Source organism: Nocardiopsis sp. FIRDI 009, assembly GCF_003386285.1.
Classification (GTDB): Bacteria; Actinomycetota; Actinomycetes; order Streptosporangiales; family Streptosporangiaceae; genus Nocardiopsis.
The window spans coordinates 39,740-62,766 of the sequence record NZ_QPNC01000033.1; the positions used below are offsets into that span (position 1 = coordinate 39,740).

The 23,027-nt window shown below is 73.2% G+C and carries 19 protein-coding genes; 5 read left to right on the forward strand and 14 right to left on the reverse strand.

Features of this window, described 5'->3' with window-relative positions; translation table 11 throughout:
- Position 1: 1 nt before the first annotated feature.
- From DVR05_RS23665 to DVR05_RS23725, 13 genes are all read right to left on the reverse strand, one after another.
- Positions 2-1,009 carry a transketolase family protein gene (locus DVR05_RS23665; protein ID WP_116248115.1) on the reverse strand — a complete coding sequence of 336 codons (1,008 nt, stop codon included), beginning with the start codon at positions 1,007-1,009 and terminating at the stop codon, positions 2-4.
- Positions 1,009-1,821, reverse strand: a complete 813-nt coding sequence (locus DVR05_RS23670) for a transketolase (protein ID WP_116248116.1) — start codon at positions 1,819-1,821, stop codon at positions 1,009-1,011. The genes DVR05_RS23665 and DVR05_RS23670 overlap by 1 nt, the downstream gene beginning before the upstream one ends.
- Positions 1,818-3,122: a DegT/DnrJ/EryC1/StrS aminotransferase family protein gene (locus DVR05_RS23675; protein WP_116248117.1), complete on the reverse strand. Its 1,305-nt coding sequence runs from the start codon at positions 3,120-3,122 to the stop codon at positions 1,818-1,820. Before DVR05_RS23675 ends, DVR05_RS23670 begins: the two co-directional genes overlap by 4 nt.
- Positions 3,119-3,451, reverse strand: coding sequence for a hypothetical protein (locus DVR05_RS23680; RefSeq protein WP_157982523.1), 333 nt, complete (start codon positions 3,449-3,451; stop codon positions 3,119-3,121). Before DVR05_RS23680 ends, DVR05_RS23675 begins: the two co-directional genes overlap by 4 nt.
- Positions 3,448-4,326, reverse strand: coding sequence for a lysine biosynthesis protein LysX (lysX, locus tag DVR05_RS23685; RefSeq protein WP_116248119.1), 879 nt, complete (start codon positions 4,324-4,326; stop codon positions 3,448-3,450). Before lysX ends, DVR05_RS23680 begins: the two co-directional genes overlap by 4 nt.
- Positions 4,323-5,423, reverse strand: coding sequence for a M20/M25/M40 family metallo-hydrolase (locus DVR05_RS23690; RefSeq protein ID WP_116248120.1), 1,101 nt, complete (start codon positions 5,421-5,423; stop codon positions 4,323-4,325). Before DVR05_RS23690 ends, lysX begins: the two co-directional genes overlap by 4 nt.
- Positions 5,423-6,172: a 2OG-Fe dioxygenase family protein gene (locus tag DVR05_RS23695; protein ID WP_116248121.1), complete on the reverse strand. Its 750-nt coding sequence runs from the start codon at positions 6,170-6,172 to the stop codon at positions 5,423-5,425. Before DVR05_RS23695 ends, DVR05_RS23690 begins: the two co-directional genes overlap by 1 nt.
- A 140-nt stretch (positions 6,173-6,312) precedes the next feature.
- Entirely contained in the window at positions 6,313-7,092 is a 780-nt protein-coding gene (locus DVR05_RS23700; RefSeq protein WP_116248122.1) for a thioesterase II family protein, read from the reverse strand.
- Between the two features lie 141 nt (positions 7,093-7,233).
- A complete protein-coding gene (locus DVR05_RS23705; RefSeq protein WP_116248123.1) occupies positions 7,234-8,034 on the reverse strand; it encodes a phenylalanine 4-monooxygenase in 801 nt (266 codons plus the stop codon).
- 31 nt (positions 8,035-8,065) lie between these two features.
- Positions 8,066-8,800, reverse strand: coding sequence for a sulfotransferase family protein (locus tag DVR05_RS23710; RefSeq protein WP_116248124.1), 735 nt, complete (start codon positions 8,798-8,800; stop codon positions 8,066-8,068).
- Positions 8,801-8,859: 59 nt separating this feature from the next.
- Complete coding sequence (locus DVR05_RS23715; RefSeq protein ID WP_116248125.1) at positions 8,860-11,169, reverse strand: M20/M25/M40 family metallo-hydrolase; 2,310 nt, start codon at positions 11,167-11,169, stop codon at positions 8,860-8,862.
- A complete protein-coding gene (locus DVR05_RS23720) occupies positions 11,166-12,128 on the reverse strand; it encodes a GNAT family N-acetyltransferase (RefSeq protein ID WP_198659325.1) in 963 nt (320 codons plus the stop codon). The genes DVR05_RS23715 and DVR05_RS23720 overlap by 4 nt, the downstream gene beginning before the upstream one ends.
- Positions 12,125-13,096 (reverse strand): alpha/beta fold hydrolase, encoded by a 972-nt coding sequence (locus DVR05_RS23725; protein ID WP_116248126.1) that lies wholly within the window; start codon positions 13,094-13,096, stop codon positions 12,125-12,127. Before DVR05_RS23725 ends, DVR05_RS23720 begins: the two co-directional genes overlap by 4 nt.
- Before the next feature lie 183 nt (positions 13,097-13,279).
- On the opposite strand from DVR05_RS23725, the gene DVR05_RS23730 reads away from it, so the two are divergent.
- The 4 genes from DVR05_RS23730 to DVR05_RS23745 all read left to right on the forward strand — a co-directional run bounded on the left by DVR05_RS23730 (position 13,280) and on the right by DVR05_RS23745 (position 18,690).
- Positions 13,280-15,322 carry an amino acid adenylation domain-containing protein gene (locus tag DVR05_RS23730; RefSeq protein WP_116248127.1) on the forward strand — a complete coding sequence of 681 codons (2,043 nt, stop codon included), beginning with the start codon at positions 13,280-13,282 and terminating at the stop codon, positions 15,320-15,322.
- A 60-nt stretch (positions 15,323-15,382) separates the two neighbouring features.
- The gene (locus DVR05_RS23735) at positions 15,383-15,955 is read left to right on the forward strand and encodes a TetR/AcrR family transcriptional regulator (protein WP_232832283.1); all 573 of its coding nucleotides are present in this window, start codon (positions 15,383-15,385) and stop codon (positions 15,953-15,955) included.
- A 70-nt stretch (positions 15,956-16,025) separates the two neighbouring features.
- The gene (locus DVR05_RS23740; RefSeq protein WP_116248129.1) at positions 16,026-17,834 is read left to right on the forward strand and encodes an alpha/beta fold hydrolase; all 1,809 of its coding nucleotides are present in this window, start codon (positions 16,026-16,028) and stop codon (positions 17,832-17,834) included.
- 91 nt (positions 17,835-17,925) lie between these two features.
- On the forward strand, positions 17,926-18,690 hold the full coding sequence (locus DVR05_RS23745; protein WP_116248130.1) for a hypothetical protein: 765 nt from the start codon (positions 17,926-17,928) through the stop codon (positions 18,688-18,690).
- 58 nt (positions 18,691-18,748) lie between these two features.
- Here DVR05_RS23745 and DVR05_RS23750 read toward each other — a convergent pair whose 3' ends face one another.
- Positions 18,749-19,492, reverse strand: coding sequence for a spermidine synthase (locus DVR05_RS23750; RefSeq protein ID WP_116248131.1), 744 nt, complete (start codon positions 19,490-19,492; stop codon positions 18,749-18,751).
- Positions 19,493-19,664: 172 nt separating this feature from the next.
- Between DVR05_RS23750 and pulA the strand changes: the two genes are divergently transcribed.
- The gene (gene pulA / locus DVR05_RS23755; RefSeq protein ID WP_232832284.1) at positions 19,665-22,451 is read left to right on the forward strand and encodes a pullulanase-type alpha-1,6-glucosidase; all 2,787 of its coding nucleotides are present in this window, start codon (positions 19,665-19,667) and stop codon (positions 22,449-22,451) included.
- Positions 22,452-23,027 lie beyond the last annotated feature (576 nt).

A 23,027-nucleotide genomic window follows, 5' to 3' on the forward strand; every position in this document is an offset into this window, starting at 1 on the left:
CTCAGAGCCGGGCCACCTCCAGGGCCTCCCGCTCGATCCGTTCGGGGCTGACCCCCGCGTGCACCAACAGGTCGCGCTCGTCGGCGACGAAGTCCAGGTAGGCGTCCGGAACCCCCACGCGACGCACGGGGCACGGGTGCTCGGCGGACACCGCCTCGCACACCGCCGCGCCGAGGCCGCCCACGACCAGGTGGTCCTCGACCGTGACGATCCCGGCGGTCTCCCGAGCCGCGTCGACCAGGGCGCTCCTGTCGAGGGGCTTGACCGTGTGCATGTCGAGCACCCGCGCCGAGACCCCGCGTTCCGCCAGTGCCCGGGCCGCCTCGACCGCCATGTGGACCGGGTGGGGTCCGGTGGCGACGATGGTCACGTCGCCGCCCTCGCGCAGCAGGCGTGCCCGGCCCAGCGTGAACTCGGCGGAGGCGTCCCCGATCACCGGAGTGGCCCCCCTGCCCAACCGGAGGAACAGTGGCCCCTCCAGTCCGGCCGTCGCGCGCACGGCTCGCTCCGTCTCCGCCGCGTCGCAGGGGACGACGACCGTCATGTTGGGCATGGTCCGCACGATCGCGATGTCGTCCAGGGCGTGGTGCGTGGGACCGTAGTGGCCGGAGGAGGCGCCGCCGTGCGTCACCACCACGCGGACCGGGAGGTCGTTGCCCGCGATGTCGACCTTGAGCGCCTCACAGGCGCGCGTGGCCGCGAATCCGGACAGGGTGTTCGCGTAGGGCAGCAGGCCGCCGGCGGCCAGCCCGGCCGACACCCCCATGAGGTTCATCTCGGCGATGCCGACGTTGACGTACTGGTCGGGCAACCGTTCGGCGAACCCGTCCTCCAGTCCGCCCATGTCCGTGTCCAGGCAGAACACCCGGGGGTCGGCCTCGGCCAGTTCGGTGAGCGTGCGCCGGTAGACCTCCCGGCTGGGCACCGAATAGCGCTCCACCCAGTCAGCGTCCACGGGATCGTCCACCCGGCTCGGGGCCGTCAGGACACCGTCGCCACCGTTCGTCATCACACCGTCACCTTCCTGAGCCCGAACAGCGCCCGCTTGTGCAGTCGCCGCGTCAACTGCACGGAGTGGCTCTTCTTCTTGTCCTCGAACATGGGGACGCCCTTGCCCTTGACCGTCCGGGCCAGCAGGACCGTCGGGCGGCCCCGCTCCGCGGGAAGGGCGGTGAGGTGCTCGCGCAGCGCCTCCGGGTCGTGTCCGTCGACCTGGATGACCGACCATCCGAAGCTGCGCCACCGGTCGGCCAGGGGCTCCAGTCCGACGCACTCCTCGGTCGACCCGGTGATCTGGAGGCCGTTGCGGTCCACGATCGCGACGAGATTGGCCAGGCCCTGGTGGCCCGCGAACATGGCCGCCTCCCACACCGAACCCTCCTGGAGCTCCCCGTCGCCGAGGAGCGCGAAGGCCCGGGCCCGGCCGCCGGTGCGCCGTGCGGCCAGGGCCGCGCCCGCCGCCAGGGAGAGCCCGTGCCCCAGCGAACCGGTCGGGAACTCGACCCCGGGCAGCCGCCTGAGCGGATGGCCCGCCAGGCGGCTCCCGTAGGCGCCGTAGGTGGCCAGTTCCTCCTCCGGGAGGAAACCGAACTCGGCGAGCACCGCGTAGAGGGCGGCGCTGGCGTGCCCCTTACTGAGCACGAACCTGTCGCGGTCCGGCCACTCGGGCTGTTCCGGGCGCACCCTGAGCACGTCCCGGTAGAGGACGGTGAGGATGTCGGCGCAGGACAGACTGCCTCCGATGTGCGCGCCGTTGGGGGTGGCCCCCATGTCCAGGACGCGCTCGCGCACCCGGTACGCCACGTCGTCGTGCGTGGTCATGCCGCCTCCTTGAGGGCCGCCACCTTGTGCCACGGCGGCAGGTAGGGGGTGTTCCGGCCGACCTCGACCACGTCGTCCAGATGGGTCCAGACCTTCTCGAAGGCGTCCGCGCACAGGTCCAGGACCGGCCCGGAAGCGGGGTTGAGGTGCCAGCGCTGGAGCGTGAGCGTCTCCTCGATGACGCCGAGGCTCACGGGGAAGTCCTCGACGCGGTACCCGTAGGAGGCGAAGAGGGGCTGCCCGGGCAGGGGAACCACCTGGTAGGGCTGGACCGGCACCCCCTCGGCCCGCAGCGCCTGCCGCAGGGTCTCGCGGAACACGCCGGGGGCGACATCCGGGAAACCGGCGGCGACCGGGTCGAAGCGCAGCCGCAGGATGTGCCAGGCGTGTGTCCGGCCCTCCGGTACGCGCGGCACGGTCACCCCCGGCAGTTCCGCGAGCCGGGCGAGGAACCCGCGCACGACGCGGTCCCGGCGCTCGGAGTCGGCGTCGAGCCTGCGGAGCTGGCAGGACGTGAACGCCGCCTGCACCGCGCTGAGCTTCTCGTTGCCGGCCATGACGCGGGAGAGGTAGTCGCGCTCGGCGCCCGCGCGCAGGTCCTCACCGAACTGGCGGTGCAGGACCACACGCTCGTACAGGTCCTCGCGGTCCGTGGTGACCAGTCCGCCCTCGCCGCAGGTGGGCAGGTTCTTCACGACGTTGAGACTGGTCGCGTTGATGTCGCCCATCGACCCCGCCCGGCGGCCCTCGTGGCGGGCGCCCTGGGCCTGGGCCGCGTCCTCCAGCAGGTACAGGCCGTGCCGGTCGGCCAGGGCTCGCAGCGCGGTCATGTCGCAGGGCAGACCGTGGAGGTGTACCGCGATGATCGCCCTGGTGCGCGGGGTGACGGCGGCCTCCGCGGCCACCGGGTCGATCGTGTAGTCGACGGGGTCGACGTCGACGAACACCGGCACGAGCCCGCGCTGCACGACGGGTACGGCGGTACCGACGAACGTCAGGGCCGGGACCAGGACCTCGGCCCCCCGTTCGATGTCGAGCGCGGCGAGGGAGAGTTCGAGCGCCGCCGTGCCGTTGGCGACCGCCGCGCAGTGCTCCGTGCCCACGTACCGGGCCCAGTCGGCCTCCAAGGCCGAGACCGCCCCCCGGCCGGCGTCGTTGGACGTGTACGGCCCGCGGGTGAGCACGTCGGCCACCGCGTCGCGTTCCTCGTCCGTGACCACCGGCCAGCCGATCCGTGCGCGTGTGGTCGCCGCCCGGCGGACCGTCTTCCTACCACCGAACATCGCTGGTCGGTCGGTCATGTCCCACTCCATTCCGTACGTCGTGCCGAAGGGACCGGTTCCAGCGAGAGCACCTTCATGTCCGGGCGCTCGGGAAGGCGCAGACCGACGAGGTTGGAGCGCCGGGGGACCGCGATCCTCGCGGGGCCGGTCCCGGCCGCCCCGACGTGCAGGTACTCGGGTTCGGCGGCGTCCTCGTAGTACAGCCAGACGGTCTCGGTGCCGGGCGCGTCCGTGTCCAGCTCCACCCGAAGCCAGTCGTAGTCCCCCCGGGGCAGTTCGACGTAGCGGCCGTCGCACGGCAGGGGCGCGGCCGAACGGTCGGAACCGGTGTCGTGGCGGGTGCTCACGGGACCTCCCACAGGTCCAGGCTCTCCAGGACGTAGTCGACGTAGGCGCCGACGAGGTCGCTGCCGAGAACCTCGACGGCGCCGTGGAACTCCGGCGTGTGGTTGACCTCGTTGACGAACATCCGGCCGTCCCGGTGCTCGATCACGTCCACTCCGAGCACGCCCTCGCCGACGGCCGACGCGGTCTCGCGCAGCAGCTTCACCAGGTCGTCGGTGAGCGGGCACCGCTCCGCCCGCCCTCCCCGCGCGGTGTTGGTCCGCCAGTGGTCGTGCACCTTGTAGATGGCCCCGACCACCTCGCCGCCGAACACGTACGCCTTGATGTCGCGGCCCGGCTTGTCCACGTACTGCTGGACGAAGGTGATCTGGTGCTGGGGTCCGTTGAAGGCCGCGCGGTGTTCGAGGACCGCCTCGGCCTGTTCGTGGTCGTGCACCCGTGCGGCCAACCGCCCCCAGGAACCGGTCAGCGGCTTGACCACGGCGGGGTAGCCGAAGTCGTCGAGCGCCTCCAACGCGGCGTCGGGGACCAGGCCGACCAGTGCCGGGATCGTGGGCAGGCCGCCGCGTCGCAGGGCGAGGGTGGTGAGGAGCTTGTCCCCGCACAGGTCGATGACGCTGGAGCTGTTCACGACCGGGACCCCGGCGTGCTCGAACATGCGGCTCGCGTAGGAGTTGCGCGTGTGCGAGATCTCCCGGCTGAGGACACCTCGGTAAGGGGTGGTGAGCGGTTCGCCCGTTTCCAGGCGGAAGGTCAGCGAACGGGTGTCCACCTGCTCGAAGTCGATGTCCCGCCTGCGCAGTTCCTTGAACAGCAGGCGTTCCTCCAGACGGACCCGCGATGTGAGCACCGCCAGGGGTCGTCGATCTGCGCTCATACGGTACGGCCTCCGATTCCGATGGGTACGTCGCCGGCCGCGGCGACAGGGGGCTCCATCGACTCCGCCAGCCCGAGCAGGGCGCCGGTGAGGATGTCGATGGAGGCGAGGTACTCGGTGAGGTCCACGCGCTCGTCGGCGGTGTGGCAGAGCCTGGAGTCGCCGGGACCGTAGGCGGCGGTGGGGACCGGCCAGTGCGCGCCCACGACGTTCCAGTCCGAGGTGCCCAGCTTGAGCTTGGCCGCGGGTGTGCCGCCCCGCTCACGGATCCGCGCGCTGAGAGCCCTGACGACGGGGTTGCTCCGGGAGGCGCGGACCGCGGGTACGTACTCCAGGACCTCGATACCGGCGCCCCCCGCCAGTCCTTCGAGCAGGGCGGCGAAGGCGTCGGCGTCGAAGTTCGACGGCACCCGGCAGGAGACCTCGGCGGTGGCGGACTCCAGATCGCCGTCCATGCGGACGAGCGAGGGCAGCGTGCGGTCGAAGAGAGGGGCGCTCCGCCCCGTGTCGGCGCGGCGCCGGAGCGCCTCCCAGAACTCGGACGCCGCTTCCGCCGCGGTCTGCTGGTCGGAGCTGGTGTGCGCGGCGGGGCGGGTGAACCGGGCCCGGAAGCGAAACACGCCCTTGTAGCCGATGCCCACCGCGTGCGCACCGCTGGGCTCACCGATGATCAGGGCCTCGGGACTGGATCGCTCGAGCAGGTGACGGGCTCCCGGGGAGTCCGCCTCCTCCCCCACCGCGCCGATGACGGTCACCCGGGCGGCCGCCCCGGTCCGGGCGAAGCGCTCGGCGGCGCAGACCATGGCGGCCAGCGGCCCCTTGGCGTCGACGGTGCCCCGGCCGTGGAGTACGTCCCCGTCCCGTCGGACCGGAACCTCCCCCGGCACGGTGTCGACGTGCCCGAGGAGGACGATCTCTCCGCCCTCGCTCGGCCCGACCGAGCCGTGGACGTTGCCCGCCTCGTCGACGTGGACCCGGAATCCCCGGTCGGCCATGTGCGCTGCGAGACGGGCGACGATCGCGTGTTCGTCCCCCGACACGGAGGGGGTCTCCACCAGGGAGAGAAGCAGGTCCACCTCGGGACCGACCGCAACCATCAGGAGGCCTCCGTGTCCGCGGGGTTGAGGTCGACGAGCAGCATGTCCCGGACGCCTTCGGTGTCACCGACGGCACGCGTCGGGGACACCTCGTGGGTCACCCGTCCGTCGTCGACGAACATGGCCTCCAGGACGTCGGTCATGGTGAGGCTGACCGGCCCGCCCCGCTCCGGGTGGACCGTGGAGAGGCCGCCGAAGCAGCCCTCACGGCGCAGCATGTGCATGCCGACGTACATGTGGCCGTCGCGGTGTCGCCCCTCCGGGGTGGGGTTGCCCTCGGCTCCGGGACGGGCCACGACCCGCACCAGGTGCAGGCCGACCTCCCAGTCGGTGACACCGGACAGGGCGGTGGCCAGCAGGGCGTCCCAGCCGACCAGAGCGCGCATACCGGTGTGCAGCAGCACCTCCTCCGAGATCGGGGCGAAGCTGCGGTCCTTGCCCGCCCAGAGCGGGATGACGTCCTGGCGGAACGCGACGTGCGGCAGCGCCTCGAAGGCGGGCTCGCCGTCCACCACGCGCACCCGGAGCCGTCCGTACCGGCGCTGGCGGTAGGTCCCGCCGTCGGCCAGTTCGCGGTCCAGGGGCAGGTCGTCCCAGGCCGAGCGGAAGTCGTCACCGTCGGCCGCGCTCTGGTGCTCCAGGACGTCGGCTCGTCCGACGTGGACGAACCCGTCCTCCCGGACACGCTCGATGCTCCTGTCCATCGCGGGTCTCGGTTCGCGGCGTGTCGATACGTCGGTGACCGTCATGTACGTCTCCTCGGAGGTAGGGGGATCCGCGTCTCACGGGCGGGACGGGGAGCCGGACGCCTCCCGCTCCGCCGGAGCCTCTGACAGGTTCACGGTGGCACGGCGAGGATCGACGGTCCTGTCGGTTATTACCCTGACGATCACGTGACGGCGCCGGACGCCAAGGCCGAGCGGAGGTCGTCGGCCAGCCAGCGGACGACCTCGCCGACCCGCCCCTGGAAATAGAAGTGACCGCCCTCGAACAGGTGCGGTCGCGGTGCGTGCGCGAACTCCCGGTGCCGCCAGGAGTCGAGGTCTCCGGGGGTGGCGACCGTGTCTCGGGTTCCGCCGAACAGGGACACGGGCACGCCCCGCGGCCAGGCGCCCGCCCCGGGCGCCCACCGGTCGACCAGGCGGTAGTCGGCGCGGATCACCGGCTCGAACAGCGCCCAGAGCTCGGTGTCCTCGATGAGTTCGGCGGGCAGTCCGCCGAGGGAGGCCACGCTGCGGCGCAGCTCCGGGGTGGGCAGGAGGTGGGTCCCGGCGCCGTCCGCGTGCCTACGGGGGCACCAGCCGGACAGGCCCACCCAGGAGGGCGGGGCTCCGCCCCGGCGGCCGAGGCCGCGCACGAGCTCATACACCACGAGCGCGCCCATGCTGTGGCCGAAGAAGGCCACGGGGCGATCGGTCAGCGGTTCGATCCCCGACCACAGGTAGTCGACGAGTTCCCCCGCGTCCGACGGGATCGGCTGCCCCGTGAGCCTGCCCCGTCCGGGGGCGTCGAGCAGGCACACCTCCCACTCCGGGGGGAGGTGGGGCAGCCACGGACGGTAGACGACGTGTGAGCCGCCGGCGTGGTGCATCAGGAACAGCCGCAGTTCCGGGTCGGGCACCGGCCGCGGCACGAACACCGGTCCGGGTGCCACCGCGGGAGTGGTCATCTGAGGTCCTCTCTGAGCCGGGAACCGCGCCGTCGGGCCGGGCTCCGGCCCGTCGAGGGCGCGGACGGGGGCTGGTCACGCGTGGCGCCGGTGCCGGACGGGACGGTGCCGTCACCGGCGCCACCGCACGGGGGGGCGGAGTCAGGCGAGGGTGTCCAGGAAGCGTCGGACCTCGGTGTCGAGCTGCCCGAAGGAATCGGCGGCGAAGAGCACCGGCTGGTGGTCCGAGATGTCGTACGGCTGGTCGAGCATGTCCTGAACGGAGAAGTCCCGCAGCGGCGTGGTGGCCAGGCCCTCCAACTCGCCGACCGAGGAAAGCAGGGCCGCCCCGTAGGCGCGGGGCCCGCCCCCCTCCCGGAACACCCCGACCTCCATGGTGAACCAGAAGACCTTGCTCAGGGCGTCCAGGTCCGCCTCGGAACGCACCCGCCCGGCCGTGCGGCCGAAGCAGCGGTAGAGCTCGGCGAAACCGGGGTCGGCCAGCATGACGGCGTGGCCGACCAGTTCGTGGATCAGGTCCGGTTCGGGCGTGTAGTAGGGGGTGTGGACGGGACGCAGGTACTGGGTGCTGTGGAACCGGTCGTCGGCGAAGGCCTCGTAGAACTGGCGGGCGGGGACCAGGTCCCCGGCCGGAAGCAGCCCGAAGCCGGTCACCTCGGTCAGTTCCTCGGACAGGTCGGGCAGAGCGGGCACGCGGTCCAGCCCCAGGTCGAGCCGCTGGGCGGCGTCCAGGTAACGGGAGCAGGCGGTGTCCCGGTGCACGCTCCTGAGCGTGCCCACGACCTTCGACCAGAGGGCGTCCTCCTCCGGGGTGTAGGCGATGCGGGGCAGCGGGTCACCGGGTGTGTGCCCGGCGACCAGCCGCTGGATCTCCTCCTTGCGGCGTCGGAACCGGGCCTGGGCCAGTTCCTCGGAGGACGGAGCGTCGAGCGAGACGGACATGGGTACCTTTCCTCGGTGGGTTCTCGGCGGTTCAGGTCAGGGCGAGCTTGTGTCGGCGCAGCGCCTGGTAGTACGGCTGGTGCCGTGCGCTGAACGAGGCGAGTCGGGGGTTGTTGTCCACGGTGTCCGCGTACTCGGTGACCGAGTCGCGGAAGCCGGAGCTCTCGCTGACATCGACGTGCCAGCGCTTGGACCGCTCCCATTCGGGACGGTCGCCCGGCGCCCACCTCAGGGCGGCGGGGTCGAAGGGCAGGCCCACCTCCCGGCAGTAGGCGGCCAGGGTGCGCTCGGGGTCGCGGACGAGGTCGTCGGAGTCGACGACGACGGCCCGGCCGCCCGCCGCCACGACGGCCGTGTGGAGCTCGTGCAGCTGCTCCAGGCCGAGGGCGCCCGCCTCCATGTCCGGTTTGAGGGCGTAGAAGGAGGCCGCGATCTGCTCGGGCCTGCGGATCAGGAAGGTGTGCGTCGCCTCGCGCAGGAACTCGGAGTCCTCCAGGACCGCCGGGAAACGGTGGTCCGTGGTGTCCTTCAGGAACACCGTCCGGTGCGCCGACAGGGCGCGGACGGCCCCGATCAGCTCCCGGTGCGAACGGACCTCGCGGCCGTCGACCGTGGTGGCGCCGAAGTCGGTGACGTTGCAGAAGGGCTCGTGCAGGCCGACGAGGTCACCGCGCTCCAGCATCGCGCGGAAGAAGGCGGTGGATCGTGCCCGTGGCGCGCTCCAGAGCGCGAGGGTTCGGGGGTGCGGGGCGTGGTCGTTGTCCATGGCGATCACCTTCGTGCAGGGCGGCGCCCGCCCCCAGTCGGGAGATTCCCCGACCGGGGTCAGACGGTGACGGTGTTGGCCGCGACGGCCCGGCCGAATCCGCCAGCGGACCACGTGACCGTGTCCGGTGGCGCTTCGCCCAAGGCGCTCTCGGGGACGTCGGCGGTGTAGGAGATGAGGCGCAGGGGCAGCTCCTGCTCCCCCCGCACGCGCAACACCACGTCCACACCGTCGCCGGGGGCGACGAAGTGGAAGCCCCAGTTCCACTCGGTGCGGGTGTCCGGCCGGTTGACGGAGGCGGAGATCGGGAGGCCGTCCACCGAGACCCGCGCCAACCGGTCCTGGCCGATGGCCGAGTACAGGGACAGCACGGTGGTCCGGTCCTCGTCCGCGGTCAGGCGCACCCGGACCTCCCGGAGCCCGTCGCCCACCGCGCGTTCCCCGACGATCTCGGCCTCCGGGACGGGGAGCGCGACGACGGGGGCGGGCCCGCTCCGGTAACCGCCGGACTGGTACAGGGCGGGGTAGGTGTCCTCGACGTCCCGCGGCTCGCCCGTGACGTACCGGTCCAGCCAGGACGAGCCCGCGGGGGTGGGACTCAGCCAGACCGCCTCCCCCGTGTCGTCGTCGTAGACGTAGTGCAGGTTGACCTGTGCGGGATGTTCGGCGTCGACGCCGTCCGCCGCGACCCCCGCCGCGGCCAGCAGCACCCCGGCCGCGGTGACCGCGGCCAGCAGCGCACGCGGTGCCCGGCTCTCCGGGCTCGACGCGAGGTTCGGCATGACCGGCAGCAGGGCCAGAACGAGCACCGCCAGGACCACGGGCGCCAGGGCGAGGCCGACGGTCGGGAACAGGAGCGCCACCACGGGTGTGAAGAGGGCCGCCGAAACCAGCGCGGCTCCGGACAGGAGGAGCGTCCGCAGCGGTGACGCCTCCTCCGTCCGTCCCACCAGCGAGAGTCCGACCGCACCGGCCAGGGCGGGCCACGTGAAGAGGTAGGCGGCCTCCGGGAGCAGCGCGGTGGTGACGGCCGTCAGCAGCGCGTACCAGACCAGGGCCGCGGCCAGCAGCACCGGGGTCCCGTGCCGTCGCCGCGCGCGCCCGGCCCACAGTCCGCACAGCGCGACCGCGAGGAGAGCCAGTCCGGCGGCGATCGGCGCGGGTCGGTAGGTGTCGCCGAACGGGAAGTCCGCGAAGTGGGGACGGGCGAGCACACCCAGCCGCCACACGGCCCAGCCGACCGCGGCCGCGGCGACCAGGGGAACCGCGTACCCGGCGGCGGCCCGGAGGGTCGCCCGGAGCGTGAGCACCTCCCGCCGCCGCGCGGTCCACAGCGCCGCCGCGACCCCGGCGACCACGAGCGCCCCGAGCCCGGTCGCCGCCCAGGCCGGATAGTGGACGAGCAGCCCGAAGACGGTCAGGTACGTGCTGTCTCCCCCGGCATCGAGTTCGATGTCGTCGTAGGCCAGGGCGGAGGCGGCGGCCAGCGCCGCGTCCCCGAGGTCCTGGAGGCTGCGCTCGTCGAGGGCGTCCAGGTCGTCGCGCGGGGTGTCGTAGCGCGCGGACCCGCCGACGACGGCGAAGTTCATGCCCGTGTAGCCCGCTTCCTCGAAGACCGTGAAGTCGGTGTGGTTGGGCATGAGGCGGTAGACGCCGTCCGAGAAGGAACCCGCGAAGGGGGTGTTCTCGGACAGCGCCGGGACGAAGGCGCTGGCGCGCTCACCGGCCTCGAACATCAGGGCCGGGCCGCTCGTGCCGCGTGCCTCCATGTTGAGGATCACGGTGTCGTCGGGGTCCCCGGCGACCTCGGGGTCGAGGGTGAAGGCGCGGGCGCCCAGCTGTCCCGACTCCTCGGCGTCGGTGAAGAGGAACTCCACGTCGTTGCGGGGCGTGGGCCCCGAGGTCAGCGCACGCGCGACCTCCAGGAGCGTGGCCACGCCCATGCCGTCGTCCGTGGCCCCCGGTCCGATGGGCACGGAGTCGTAGTGGGCGACGAGGAGGACCCTCCCACCGCCTCCGCTTCCCGGGAGGACGGCGTGGACGTTGGCGACGTTGCCCGCCAGGTGCGGGGTGAAGTACACGTTCCGTTCGGCCGCGGCCTCCAGGATCCTGGGCTCCAGACCCAGGGCCTCCAGTTCACCGACCAGGTACTCCCTGGTGTCGGCCGCGCCCCGCGATCCGGACGGACGCGGGCGCTCGGCGATCTGTTCGACGTGGGCGCGCGCCCGTTCCGCGGAGAACTCGTGGTCGGCCGCGGTGGCCGGGAGGGGGGAGGGCGGGATCAGGGGGAGCAGGCTCAGCAGGCAGACCGCGAACACCGCCGTGAGCGCCGCGAACGGCGCGGGGGAGCGCCCCCGCCCGGCGGTCACCGCGACCCCTGCGGCGCGGCCGAGCGCACGACGCGGATCTCGGTGAGCCGGTAGCCCGTCGCCTCGATCGCCGCCGCCATCGGCGCGTTGGCGGTGTCCGTGACGGCGGTGACGTGCTCGGCCCCGTCCTCGGCGACCAGGATCCGGGTGGTCTCCGCGAGCATGTCGCGGACGTGTCCGTGCCCGCGCCACTCGGGAACGACGCCGATATAGCCGACCGTCGGACCGTAGGGGTTGCGGGTGGGGACGATCAGACCGACGAGTTCACCCTCGGGGGTGCGCGCCAGGCGCCACCATCCGCGGTCGCCGGGAAAGCCGCGGTAGAGTTCGAGGTCCTCGCGCGCCTGGCGCTCGGGGGTCATGACGCGCAGTTCCTGCCGGGTGGCGAAGTCGAGACTTCCCACGGCCACGCGCCGGAAGACCTCGGCGAAGGCGTCGTCGTCGGGTTCGGGCGTGTAGACCAGCCGCCCCTCGGGGGCCGGCAGGGGGGTGTCCGGAGTCCACTCGAAGCGCAGGCGCTCGTTCTCCTCCTCCAGCCCGGCACGGGCGGCGGCCTCCCGGCGCCAGTCCAGCGCCCGCACCACCTCGGGGCGTTCACGCCAGCCCACCGGCAGCTTCAGGTGGTACCCGGGGAGCTCCTCCGCGCCGGCGCCGGTGATGGCCCGGTGCCCGGCCGCGAGGAGTCCGGCCGCCAGGCCCACCGGGTCGTCCGCGCCGGGGGCGGTCGAGAGGCAGTTGAGGGCGAGCGGAGACCCGCCGTCCGGGAACCCCCACCACAGGGCACGGGCGAGGACCCGGCCGTCGCGTTCGGCGATCCAGGTCCACTCGGGGCGGTAGCGGCGGTCCGCGGCCTCCCGGGCGTACTGTTCGGCCGTGACACGGCTGATGGGTTCGCCGACCTCGTACTCGAAGGCGTGGGCGATCTCGTCCCCACGGACGGGGCGGAACTGTGTGGTCACTCGCGGACTCCTCCGACGTGTGCTGATTCGGTCGCCGTCCCCGCCACGACGGTGTCCAGCACCTCGGCCAGGCGGTCGACCGCGGGCGGCCGCATCATGCCGTAGTGGTCGCCTGGGACGGTGTGGTGTGTGACGCGGCCGCTCACCCGGGCCCCCCACCGGGTCACGGCGTCGGCTCCCTGGACTCCCCGGTCGGCGGTGACCAGGTGGAGGTCACCGTCGTAGGCGGGCGGGGTCCACCCGGCGCCGGCACGCATGAGGGCGAGCCCCACCCCGAGCCTGCGGATCGTCGCCCCGCGTTCGCGCCCGTGCACGCACCCGGCCCGGACCAGGGCGTCCGCGGCCGCCGCCAGGCGCTCGGGCTCGCTGTGCCCGGCCAACGCGTCGGGGTCGAGTCCGGGGGGACGCCCGCCGAGGGTGAGGGCGAAGCTCTCGGCGAGGTACGCCAGCAGCGCGGCCCTGTCGGTGGTCACGTTCTCGGGAGGGAGGCTGTCGAGCAGGACGAGCGTCTCGACCGGGAGGCCCTCCGCGCGCAGGGCGCAGGCGACCGCGTAGGCGAGGCTGCCACCGGTGGACCAGCCGACCAGGTGGCAGGGGCCGGACCCGGTGATGGCGCGGACCGCGGCGACGTGTCCGTCGACCACCTCGGCCAGCGATGACGGGGGCGCGGAACCGGAGTCGATCCCCGGGGCCTGGAGTCCGAGGACCGGCGGGCCCTCCGCCAGCGCCTCCGAGATCGGGAAGTAGGGGAAGACGGTGCCGTTCGCGGAGTGAACGAAGACGACCGGAGGGCCGTGGTCGCCCTCGCGCATGGAGACGGCGTTCTCCGGCAGCTTTGTGCCCCGCGCCGGCGCCGCGGCGGCCACCTCGCCGGAACGACGGCGCGTCCGCAACAGCCGGACGAACTCCTCACGCTGCCGGGGGCTGAGTCGCGCCAGGCGGCGCTCGACCTCTCCGTCCTCGATCATGCCTGCCTCTCTCGGGGTCCGGACGCCCGCTGCGGGCGGATGTCACGCACAGTCTGGGCACCGCGGCCGCCCCGTCGGCATCGGGGAAACTCCCGACGGGACGCGGGCGGCACGGGCGCGGGAACATGGCACACCGGCAGAAGTGAGCCGAATCGAGGCACCCCAGACACGAGTGGAGAGACCGTGAACGACAGGCGTTCGGAGCCCGGCGTGTGGGAGGCGCCCCGCACCGTGCTGACGTCGGGGCTCGCGGGCGTGCTGGCCCGCGTCACCGGCGCGGCCGAGGTCAGGATCGACGTCGCCCTCCCGGAAACCGCCCCTTCCGGTCCGCACCTGTCCGTGGTGGTCGCCACGGGCGACGACCCGGCCTTCGACGACCTGCTCGGCCGGGTCGGACGCGCCTTCTCCTCGGCCGGTGTGAGGGAGCGGCCGCTCGCGGCGCCGGGCTCCGTCACGGTGACGACGGACGAGGACCTGTCCCCCGACGAGGAGGACCGCGCCCTGGCGGTGGTCGGGTGGGACGATGACGGCGACGGGCCGGAGGTCCGCTGCTCCCCCGGGCTCCTCGACGACGTCTGGGGGGACGGGGTGGCCGGCCGGCTCCTCCGTCTGCTGGAGGAGGGCGTGGCGCGTCCGGACACGCGGCTCAGCGCGCTGCCCGTCATGGCCCGCAGTGAGTACAAGCGATCCGTGTCGGGCTGGAACGACACCGCTGTCCCCTACCCGAACACCGGCCTGTGCCTGCATGAACTGTTCGAGCGGTGGGCCGACCGCACGCCGGACGCCGTCGCGGCCAGGTTCGAGGGCGTGGAGGTGAGCTACGCGGAGCTGAACCGGCGTGCCAACCGGTTGGCCGCCCACCTGAACCGCCTGGGCGTGGCCGCCGAGCAGGCGGTCGGTGTCCTGCTGCCGCGCGGGCTCGAACTGCCCAGGGCCGTCATGGGTGTGCTCAAGGCCGGAGGCGCCTACCTGCCGCTGGACCCGGACCACCCGCCGGAGCGGCTGGCGCGGGTCACCTCCGACGCCGGGTGTTCGGTGGCGGTGACCACGACGTCGCTCGCCGGTGCGCTGCCCCCCGAGGTCCTGCCCCTGTGCGTGGACTCCCCCGCGGTCTCGGCGGCCGTCGACGCGGCGCCGGACGACGACCCCGGCCACGCCACCGACCCGAGGAACCTGGCCTACGTCCTGTACACCTCGGGCTCCTCCGGTATGCCCAAGGGCGTACTCGTGCAGCACGACTCGGTGGTGAACATGGTGGAGTGCAACCACCACTCCTACGGTGTCGGACCGGGGGACCGGATCCTCCAGTACTCCAACCCGTGCTTCGACGTGAGCGTGGTCGACTTCTTCGCCAGTCTGTGCAACGGGGCCACGCTGGTCCTGGCCCCGCGGAGCACGCTGGTGGACCCCGACGCCCTCGTCTCCCTCATGCGCCGTGAGCGGGTGACCTTCCTGGAGATCACCACGGCGGTGGCGCGGCTCCTGGACCTGGACACGCTGCCGGACCTGCGGATCATCAACGTCGGCGGGGAGGCCCTCACCGGCGATGTCGTGGTCGGTCTGCAGAACGGTCACCGGGTGGTCCACAACAAGTACGGCCCCACGGAGACCACCGTGTTCACCACCGCGTACCTGTGTGTCAACGGTGACTCCGAGAGCAGGACCCCCATAGGCACCCCGGTGCCCAACCACCGGGCGTACGTGACGGACCCCCTCCAGAACCCCGTGCCGGTGGGCGCGGCGGGGGAGTTACTGATCGGGGGAGCCGGAGTCACCCGGGGCTACCTGGGCAGCCCCGGCCTCACGGCGGAGCGGTTCGTCCCGGACCCGTGGTCCGCCGACGGCGGGCGCCTGTACCGGACCGGGGACCGGGCCCGCTGGCGTCCGGACGGCAACCTGGAGTTCCTCGGCCGTGTGGACAGCCAGTTGAAGATGAACGGGCTGCGGATCGAACCGGGCGAGGTGGAGACCGCCGTGTGCGGGCTCGACTCCGTGGAGGCCTCCGTGGTCGACCTGGACGAGGCCTCGGGCGGCCATTCCCTGGTCGTCTTCATCCAACCCGCGTCGGGCCATACGGCGCCCACCACGGGTGAGCTCCGCCAGCGGTTGAGGGACGTGCTGCCGTCGGCCTGGATCCCGGCCAGGGTGGTGGCGGTCGACGCGATGCCGCTGAACCGGAACGGGAAGATCGACCGCAGGCGGCTGGTGCGCCCGGCGGGACGGTAGTCACGGTCCCCGGTCCCCTCCGGTTGCCAAAAATATGCAGACCGGTCTAGTCTTGCCCCCATGGGAACCAAGGGAGCGGCCACACGGGCACGGCTCGTGGACGGCGCGCGCGAACTGCTGGAGGCGCACGGGTACTCCGGCACCGGGCTCAACCAGGTGCTGTCCGCCAGCGGCACCCCGCGCGGCTCCCTCTACTTCCACTTCCCCGGCGGCAAGGACGAACTCGTCACGGCGGCCCTGGAGGCGGCGGGCGCGGAGATCGGAACACTCCTGCGCGAGCTGTCCGAGGAGACGCCCGACACGGTCGGCCTCGTCCACGCCGTGATCGACCACTTCACCGCCAGGATGGAGGGGTCGGCGTTCACCAAGGGCTGCCCCCTCGCCGCCACGGCCCTGGACGTGGCGGCCACCAACGACGCCGTGCACGCGGTCTGCCGTGACGTCTACTCGTCCTGGCAGCGGGTGCTGGCGGACCGCCTGGCCGCGGACGGGCTCGACCGCGCCCGGGCGGACGCCAACGCCTGGTCCGTCCTGTCCGTCATCGAGGGGGCGCTCCTCCTGGCCAGGGCGACCCGCGACCGGGCTCCGCTCGACGCCGCGCGGGGGACGGTCACCCGGATCCTCGACGCATAGCCGAGACCCCGCGCGACGGGGTTCTCGCGTGTTCCAAAAATATGTAGATAGGTCTACTTAAGGAGTGGCCATGCCAGCAGCACGAACCCCGGACACCCTCGTCCTCGGGGCGACCGGTCTCATCGGCCGCCACCTGGTGGCCGAACTCCTCCGGGGCGGGCGCACCGTCGCCGCGGCGACCCGGGGCGGCCCCCGCCGGGAGGCGCTGCTGTCGTGGCTGCGCGACCGCGGGCTTCCCACCGACCGGTTGACCACCGTCCGGGTCGACGCCACGCGCCCCGGACTCGGCCTCGACGCGGACGACGCGCGGACCCTGGAGTCCGTCCGCGACGTCCACAACTGCGCGGCCGTGTACCGCTTCGGCATGGGCCGGCAGGAGGCCAGGACCGCCAACGTCGACAGCGCCCTGCACGTCCTCGCCTGGGCCGCGCGCCTGCCCGGCCTGCGGCGGCTCGTCCACGTCACCGGCTACCGCGCGGGCGCACCGGGCCTGACCGCGACGGACACGGACCGGCTCTACCGTGAGCACGGCGCCTACGAGGCGTCCAAGATCGAGGCCGACACCGCCGTCCGGGACCTGGCGGAGCGCGAGGGCCTGCCGCTGACCGTCGTCAACCCCTCGACGGTGATCGGCGACTCGGTGACGGGCGAGTCCGGCCAGTACATCGGCCTGGCCGAGACCATCCGCGACCTGTGGCTCGGGCGGCTCCCGCTCGCTCCGGGCGGCCCCGCGACCTTCGTCCCCGTGGTGACCGTCGACCACCTCGCCCGCTTCCTCGCCGCCGTCCCCGAACACGACACCGGCGGTGTCCGCGCCCACTGGGTCCTCGACGAGTCCACGCCCAACCTGCGCGAACTCCTGGACGGCCTCGCCCGCCACCTGGGGGTGCGCCCGCCGCGCGGATCCGTGCCCGTCGGGCTGCTGCGCCGCCTGCCCCGCGCGGTGACCCGCACCGAACCCGAGACGCTCACGTTCCTCAGCGACGACCGCTACGACACGGCGTCCGCCAACGCGCTCGCCGCGGCCGCCGGTCTGACCCACCCGCCGGTGTGGACGTCGCTCACCCGATGGGCGGACCGGCTGGTCTCCGAGGGCTTCGGGGCGCTGCCCGACGGGGTCGCCGGAGGTCTGCGCCCGGTCGCCGGAACCCGCACCTACCTCACCGGGGACCGGGTGTCCCCGTCCTACGTCCTGCTGCACGGCCTGCCCCTGGACGGCGAGTCCTGGCGTCCGGTGGCCGACCTCCTCGACGCCCCCGTCCTCGTCCCCGACCTGCCGGGGCTGGGGCGCTCCGGCCCCTCCCCCGTCCCGGACGGCGTGTGGCTCGGGGAGCTGCTCGGCTCGGTGGTGACCAGACCGGTCCTCGTCGGCCACTCGGCCGGGTGTGCGCCCCTGGTGCGGTACGCGCACGCGCACCCCGAGCGGGTCGGCGGCCTCGTCCTGGTCGCCCCCGCCTTCCTCCAGGGGCGGAGCTCCGGCCCCGGGCACGCGCGCCCCCTGGTCCGCGCGGCGCTGCCACGGCTGTCGGCCGAACGGCTGCGCCGGATGACCGGGGTCGAGGAGCACCGGACCGACCTGGACCGGGTCGTGGCCAGCGCGGTCCTCGGCCTGCGGCGCCCGGGATCGGCCGCCCGCGTCGCGCGCACGCTGTCCGAGGGGCGGCGCACGGCCCTCCGGACGGAACTGCGCGCGCTGCTCGCCTCCTGCCCCGTCCCGGTGACGGTGGTCGCGGGCGAGCACGACCCCGTCGAGACGGTGGACCCCCGGCACCGGGTGGTCCGGGTTCCGGGGGCCGGGCACCACCCCCACCTGGTCGACCCGCGGACGGTCGCCGAGACCGTCGCCGAGGCCGGAGCGGGCCAGGCGGCGGTGGGCTGAGGGGACCGCCCGAGTTGTACGATCGTTGCGGCACGACCCCCGCCCCGGCGGCCCGGGGCGGAATCCACGGCGACCACGGAAACGGACGGGCATGGACGCTGAGGCAACCCAGGTAATGACCAGGACCGGTCAGTTCACGACCACGACCGTCAGCTGGGAGACCCCCGTACGCAGCAGGCTCGCCGCCGCGATCGACCGCCTCTCCGGCCCGCTGGCCGAGCTGGTCGAGCGCGACGCCAACGAGGGCGACACCCGCATGCTGGTCGCCGACCTCCTCAGCGTCGGCATGAACTACAGCAAGTACCAGGACCTGACCACCGAGTACCGCACCGGCGGCGAGTCGGTCGACTACGCGATCGTCCGCGACGACGAGCTCTTCGCCCCCGTCGAGGTCAAGGGCATCGCGCAGGACCTGGACATCCGCAACATCCAGACGGCCCGCAGGGTGGCCGCCGAGCACGGGGCCGAGTGGATCGTGCTGACCAACGGACGGTTGTGGAAGGCCTACCACCTGCGTCCCGACGAGGACGGCGAGTCGACCCGCCCCGTCCTGATCGTCGACGTCGACCTCATGGACGCCGACGCCCACGACCGCAACATCGACGCCCTGTTCCACCTCACCCACGAGGCGGTCGAGCACGGGCGCCTGGAGACGCTGCGCAGGTGGAACGAGGCGCTGGAGGCCGCCCCGCTCGCGGCGGTCCTGCGGTCGGAGGCCGTGGTCGCGGCGGTCCGCGAGGAGGTCCGCCGCGCGACCGGGCACCCCGGGCACCTCGGCGACGCCGACCAGGTCCTGCGCGCGCTGACCGAGGACGTCATCGCGCGGGGGCTGCTGTCCGAGGACGACGGGGAGTAACGAGGACGTCCCCGGCGTGAGCGACGACGCCCCCGGCGCCTGACCCGGCCCGGGGCGGTCAGGCCGTACGGGCCGGACGCGTGCCCAGGTAGACCGTGTTGCTGGAGGGCCGCTCCTGGTAGGGGTTGGGGAAGGCGACCACCTCGGCGCGGACCCGGTCCAGGACCGCGCCGAGCACCTCCAGATACGCCTCGTCGGGCGGGTCGTCGGACCACAGCGCGAACACCCCGCCGGGACGCAGGTGCTCGGCGAGCCTCCGGGTCCCCTCAAGGGTGTAGAACGCCTCGTGCGCGGGGGCGAGGACGTGGCGCGGCGAGTGGTCGATGTCGACGACGACCGCGTCGAACACGCGGTCGGGCTCCTCGGGCAGCAGACCCCCGGGCGAGGCGACCGCCGCGAAGAAGTCGCCGTGCACCAGACGGCAGCGGGGGTCGGCGGACAGGTTCCCCGCCGCCGGGACCAGGCCCCGTTCGTGCCAGTCGACCACCGCGGCCAGGGCCTCGATGACGGTCAGCGAACGCACCCCGGGGTCGTCGAGCACGGTGGCGGCCGTGTAGCCCAGGCCGAGCCCGCCGACGACCACGTCGAACCCGCCCTCCCCGTCCCCGGCGCGCAGTTCGGCGAGGGCGAGCCGCGCCATCTCCTCCTCCGCCGCGGTGAACAGGCTCGACATGAGGAACTCGTCGTCGAGCCGGATCTCGTGGACGTCGGCGCCCGCCACGGGGTCCCACCGGCGGCGGAGGCTGATCTCACCCATGGGGGTGGGGCACCAGCCCAGTTCCTCGATCTTCGGTTTCGCCACGGGCACTCCTGGCCTGGGAGGAAGCGGGTACACCGGCGACCCTACGACACGGCGGGCTTTCCCCAGGGAGATCCGCAAGTTTGCGGAAATTTTCCGGAAACTCTTGCAGAGCGAGCTCGGCCCTCATTACCGTTCCGGTGACCGCCCCCCGGCGAGAGGACCGGCCTCCCCCATGAGACCCCCGTGGACCCGAACCGACGACCCTGACCACCGAGACCGCCCACGACCAGCGCGGACGATCACCTCCGGACTGATCGCGCTGCTGGTGGCGCTCCCGCCGCTCTCCACCACCCCCGGCGCGACCGCGACGACGGAGCCCGTCGGCACGGACCTCGGCGCCCAGCGCGCTCACTGGCTCGAGACGGACACCCTGCTGTGGCCCGCCGCGCTCGACCCCGACCGCACCTACTCCCTGGTGTCCTCCCGGGGCGCGGACCTCGACGTCTCCGACGGCGCACTCGACGGCTCCGACATCACCGTGGAGCTGAGCGCGGACCCCGACGGCCTGACCGACGCCCAGCGCGCCGCCTGGCCCCACCTGGCCGACCTCTCCGTCCTCACCCCGGACCGCGTCATCACCCCCCAGATACGCAGGGCCCTGACCGGTCAGCTCGCTGTCGTCGAGCACGACGAGGACGGCCGGGTCACCGCCGCGACGGGCGTCCAGATCCCCGGAGTCCTCGACGACCTCTACGCGGACGCCGCCGACGCCGACCTCGGCGCCGTCTGGGACGACCGGGGACGACCGACCGTCTCCGTGTGGGCGCCCACCGCGCAGTCGGTCCGGCTGGAGCTGTACGACGACTCCGCCACCGACGAGTTCCGCTCCGTCCCGATGCGGTTGGACCGGCGTACGGGCGTGTGGTCGGTCACCGGCCGGGAGGACTGGAAGGGCCGCTACTACACGTTCGACGTGCGCGTCTTCGCCCCCGCCACCGGACGGGTGGAGGACAACCGCGTGACCGACCCCTACAGCGTCTCGCTGGCCACCGACGCCGCCCGGTCCCACCTGGTCGACCTCGACGATCCGGCCCTCGCCCCACCGGGATGGGACGAGCGGGTCAAGCCCGAGGCCGTGCCGGTGCACGAGGCGGTCGTCTACGAGCTCCACGTCCGCGACCACTCCGTCAGCGACCCGACCGTGGCCGAGGAGCTGCGCGGGACGTTCCGGGCGTTCGCCGAGCGGGACTCGGCGGGGATGCGGGACCTGGCCGCGCTCGCCGAGGACGGCGTCGACTACGTGCACCTGCTGCCCGCCTACGACATCGGTTCGGTCCCCGAGGACCCCGCCGACCGGACCGAACCCGACTGCGACCTGGCCTCGTTCGCGCCCGACTCCCCCGAGCAGCAGGCGTGCGTCGGCGACACGCGCGGCGGGGACTCGTTCAACTGGGGCTACGACCCCGTCCACTACACGGTGCCCGAGGGCTCGTACGCGACCGACCCCGACGGCCCCGCCCGGATCACCGAGTTCCGCTCCATGGTGGGCGGGCTCAACGACGCGGGGCTGCGCGTGGTGATGGACGTCGTGTACAACCACACCTACGCGGCCGGTCAGGACGAGCGGTCGGTGCTCGACCGGATCGTGCCCGGCTACTACCACCGGCTCCTGGCGGACGGCTCGGTGTCCACCTCCACCTGCTGCCCCAACACGGCCCCGGAGCACCTGATGATGGGGCGACTGGTCGTGGACTCGGTGACCACCTGGGCCCGCGAGTACCGCGTGGACGGCTTCCGGTTCGACCTCATGGGCCACCACCCGAAACAGAACATGCTGGACGTGCGCGAGGCGCTGGACGCGCTCACCCCGGAGGAGGACGGGGTCGACGGCTCCGAGATCATCCTGTACGGGGAGGGCTGGAACTTCGGCGAGGTCGCCGACGACGCACGGTTCGAGCAGGCCACGCAGACCAACATGGCCGGGACCGGTATCGGCACCTTCAACGACCGGCTGCGCGACGGGGTGCGCGGCGGCGGCCCCTTCGACGCGGACCCGCGCGTGCAGGGCTTCGGCAGCGGTCTGTACACCGACCCGAACGCCTCCCCCGCCAACGGCACGGAGGAGCAGCAGCACGCCCGCCTGCTCGCCTACCACGACCTGATCAGGGTCGGGCTGACGGGCAACCTCCGCGACTACCGGTTCACGTCCTCCTCGGGCGAGGAGGTGACCGGCGGGGAGGTCGACTACAACGGAGCCCCGGCGGGCTACACGCTCGCTCCGGGCGAGGCGGTGACGTACGTCGACGCGCATGACAACGAGACCCTGTACGACGCGCTCGCCTACAAGCTGCCCCAGGACACCCCGATGGCGGACCGGGTGCGTATGCAGTCGCTGTCCCTGGCCACGGCGCTGCTCGGGCAGGGCACGGCCTTCGTGCACGCGGGTTCGGAACGGCTGCGGTCGAAGTCGCTGGACCGCAACTCCTACGACTCCGGCGACTGGTTCAACCGGTTCGACCGGGACTGCGAACGGGGCAACAACTTCGGTGTGGGCCTGCCCCCGGCGTGGGACAACGAGGACAAGTGGCCCTACGCCGCTCCGCTCCTCGCCGACCCGGCGCTGGTCGCTGACTGCGCGGCGACGGAGGCGAGCCGGGAGCGGTTCGGCGAGCTGCTGCGGATCCGCGCCTCGACACCGGCCTTCTCCCTGGGGACGGCCGAGGAGATCCAGGCGCGGCTGACCTTCCCGACCAGCGGCGCGGACGAGACCCCGGGCGTCATCACGATGCACGTGGACACCGCGGGGCTCGACGGCGGGTGGGAGTCGGTGACGGTCGTGTTCAACGCCGGTGTCGAGACCGCCGAGGAGAGCGTGGCCGCCCTGGTCGGCGCGGACGTGCGCCTGCACCCCGTACAGGCGGACTCCACGGACCCGGTGGTGCGCGAGTCGGCCTTCGATCCGGCGACCGGCACGCTGACGGTGCCGCCCCGGACCGTCGCCGTGTTCGTCGAAGGCTGAGGGGGGCGACCCCGGTCCGGCGCGAACGGCCGGGACCGCTGGGGGATCCCGGCCGACGCCCCTGCGGAAGGCGCGTCCCCGGGGGCGTCCCACCAGGTGGAGGAGTCAGGGGCGGAATCCGTTTCCCACCGTTCGTGCACGCCCCCAAAGCTCCGGCACGGTTCCCGTGAGAAACCCCGTAGAACACTCCCGGTAAAAATGCCATAATGCGTTTCGGTCGGCCCGTACCGACCAGGAGAAGAACGGAATCCGAAACGTCCCGCCATCGGCAGCGCGCGTGGTGGGACGGCCTCCCGCCCGCGCCGGACCGCCGCCGCGCTCCGGTTCCGCGCGTACGCGGACGGCGGTACGCACCGCTGACGGGGGTTCGGATCCCGCGCGTGCGGCCCGGCTGCGACCCCCCAGCAGCCGGGCCGCCACCCTCGCCGGGAGACGGCCCGGGACACGTGTCCACCGCCCCGCCGCACCCCGGCCCCTGCCCCGGCGAGGGCGACGGGCGCGAGGTGCGCGAGGGCGCGGTCCCACCGGCGGCGGGGGCGGTACACGCACGCCCCGAAATCACGATCGCGGGACCGG

Excerpts from the sequence above, each read along its gene's own strand:
- DVR05_RS23665 (WP_116248115.1), bottom strand. The coding sequence starts at position 1,009 with ATGACGAACGGTGGCGACGGTGTCCTGACGGCCCCGAGCCGGGTGGAC.
- DVR05_RS23670 (WP_116248116.1), bottom strand. The coding sequence starts at position 1,821 with ATGACCACGCACGACGACGTGGCGTACCGGGTGCGCGAGCGCGTCCTG.
- DVR05_RS23675 (WP_116248117.1), bottom strand. The coding sequence starts at position 3,122 with ATGACCGACCGACCAGCGATGTTCGGTGGTAGGAAGACGGTCCGCCGG.
- lysX (WP_116248119.1), bottom strand. The coding sequence starts at position 4,326 with ATGAGCGCAGATCGACGACCCCTGGCGGTGCTCACATCGCGGGTCCGT.
- DVR05_RS23690 (WP_116248120.1), bottom strand. The coding sequence starts at position 5,423 with ATGGTTGCGGTCGGTCCCGAGGTGGACCTGCTTCTCTCCCTGGTGGAG.
- DVR05_RS23695 (WP_116248121.1), bottom strand. The coding sequence starts at position 6,172 with ATGACGGTCACCGACGTATCGACACGCCGCGAACCGAGACCCGCGATG.
- DVR05_RS23700 (WP_116248122.1), bottom strand. The coding sequence starts at position 7,092 with ATGACCACTCCCGCGGTGGCACCCGGACCGGTGTTCGTGCCGCGGCCG.
- DVR05_RS23705 (WP_116248123.1), bottom strand. The coding sequence starts at position 8,034 with ATGTCCGTCTCGCTCGACGCTCCGTCCTCCGAGGAACTGGCCCAGGCC.
- DVR05_RS23710 (WP_116248124.1), bottom strand. The coding sequence starts at position 8,800 with ATGGACAACGACCACGCCCCGCACCCCCGAACCCTCGCGCTCTGGAGC.
- DVR05_RS23725 (WP_116248126.1), bottom strand. The coding sequence starts at position 13,096 with ATGATCGAGGACGGAGAGGTCGAGCGCCGCCTGGCGCGACTCAGCCCC.
- DVR05_RS23735 (WP_232832283.1), top strand. The coding sequence starts at position 15,383 with ATGGGAACCAAGGGAGCGGCCACACGGGCACGGCTCGTGGACGGCGCG.
- DVR05_RS23740 (WP_116248129.1), top strand. The coding sequence starts at position 16,026 with ATGCCAGCAGCACGAACCCCGGACACCCTCGTCCTCGGGGCGACCGGT.
- DVR05_RS23745 (WP_116248130.1), top strand. The coding sequence starts at position 17,926 with ATGGACGCTGAGGCAACCCAGGTAATGACCAGGACCGGTCAGTTCACG.
- pulA (WP_232832284.1), top strand. The coding sequence starts at position 19,665 with ATGAGACCCCCGTGGACCCGAACCGACGACCCTGACCACCGAGACCGC.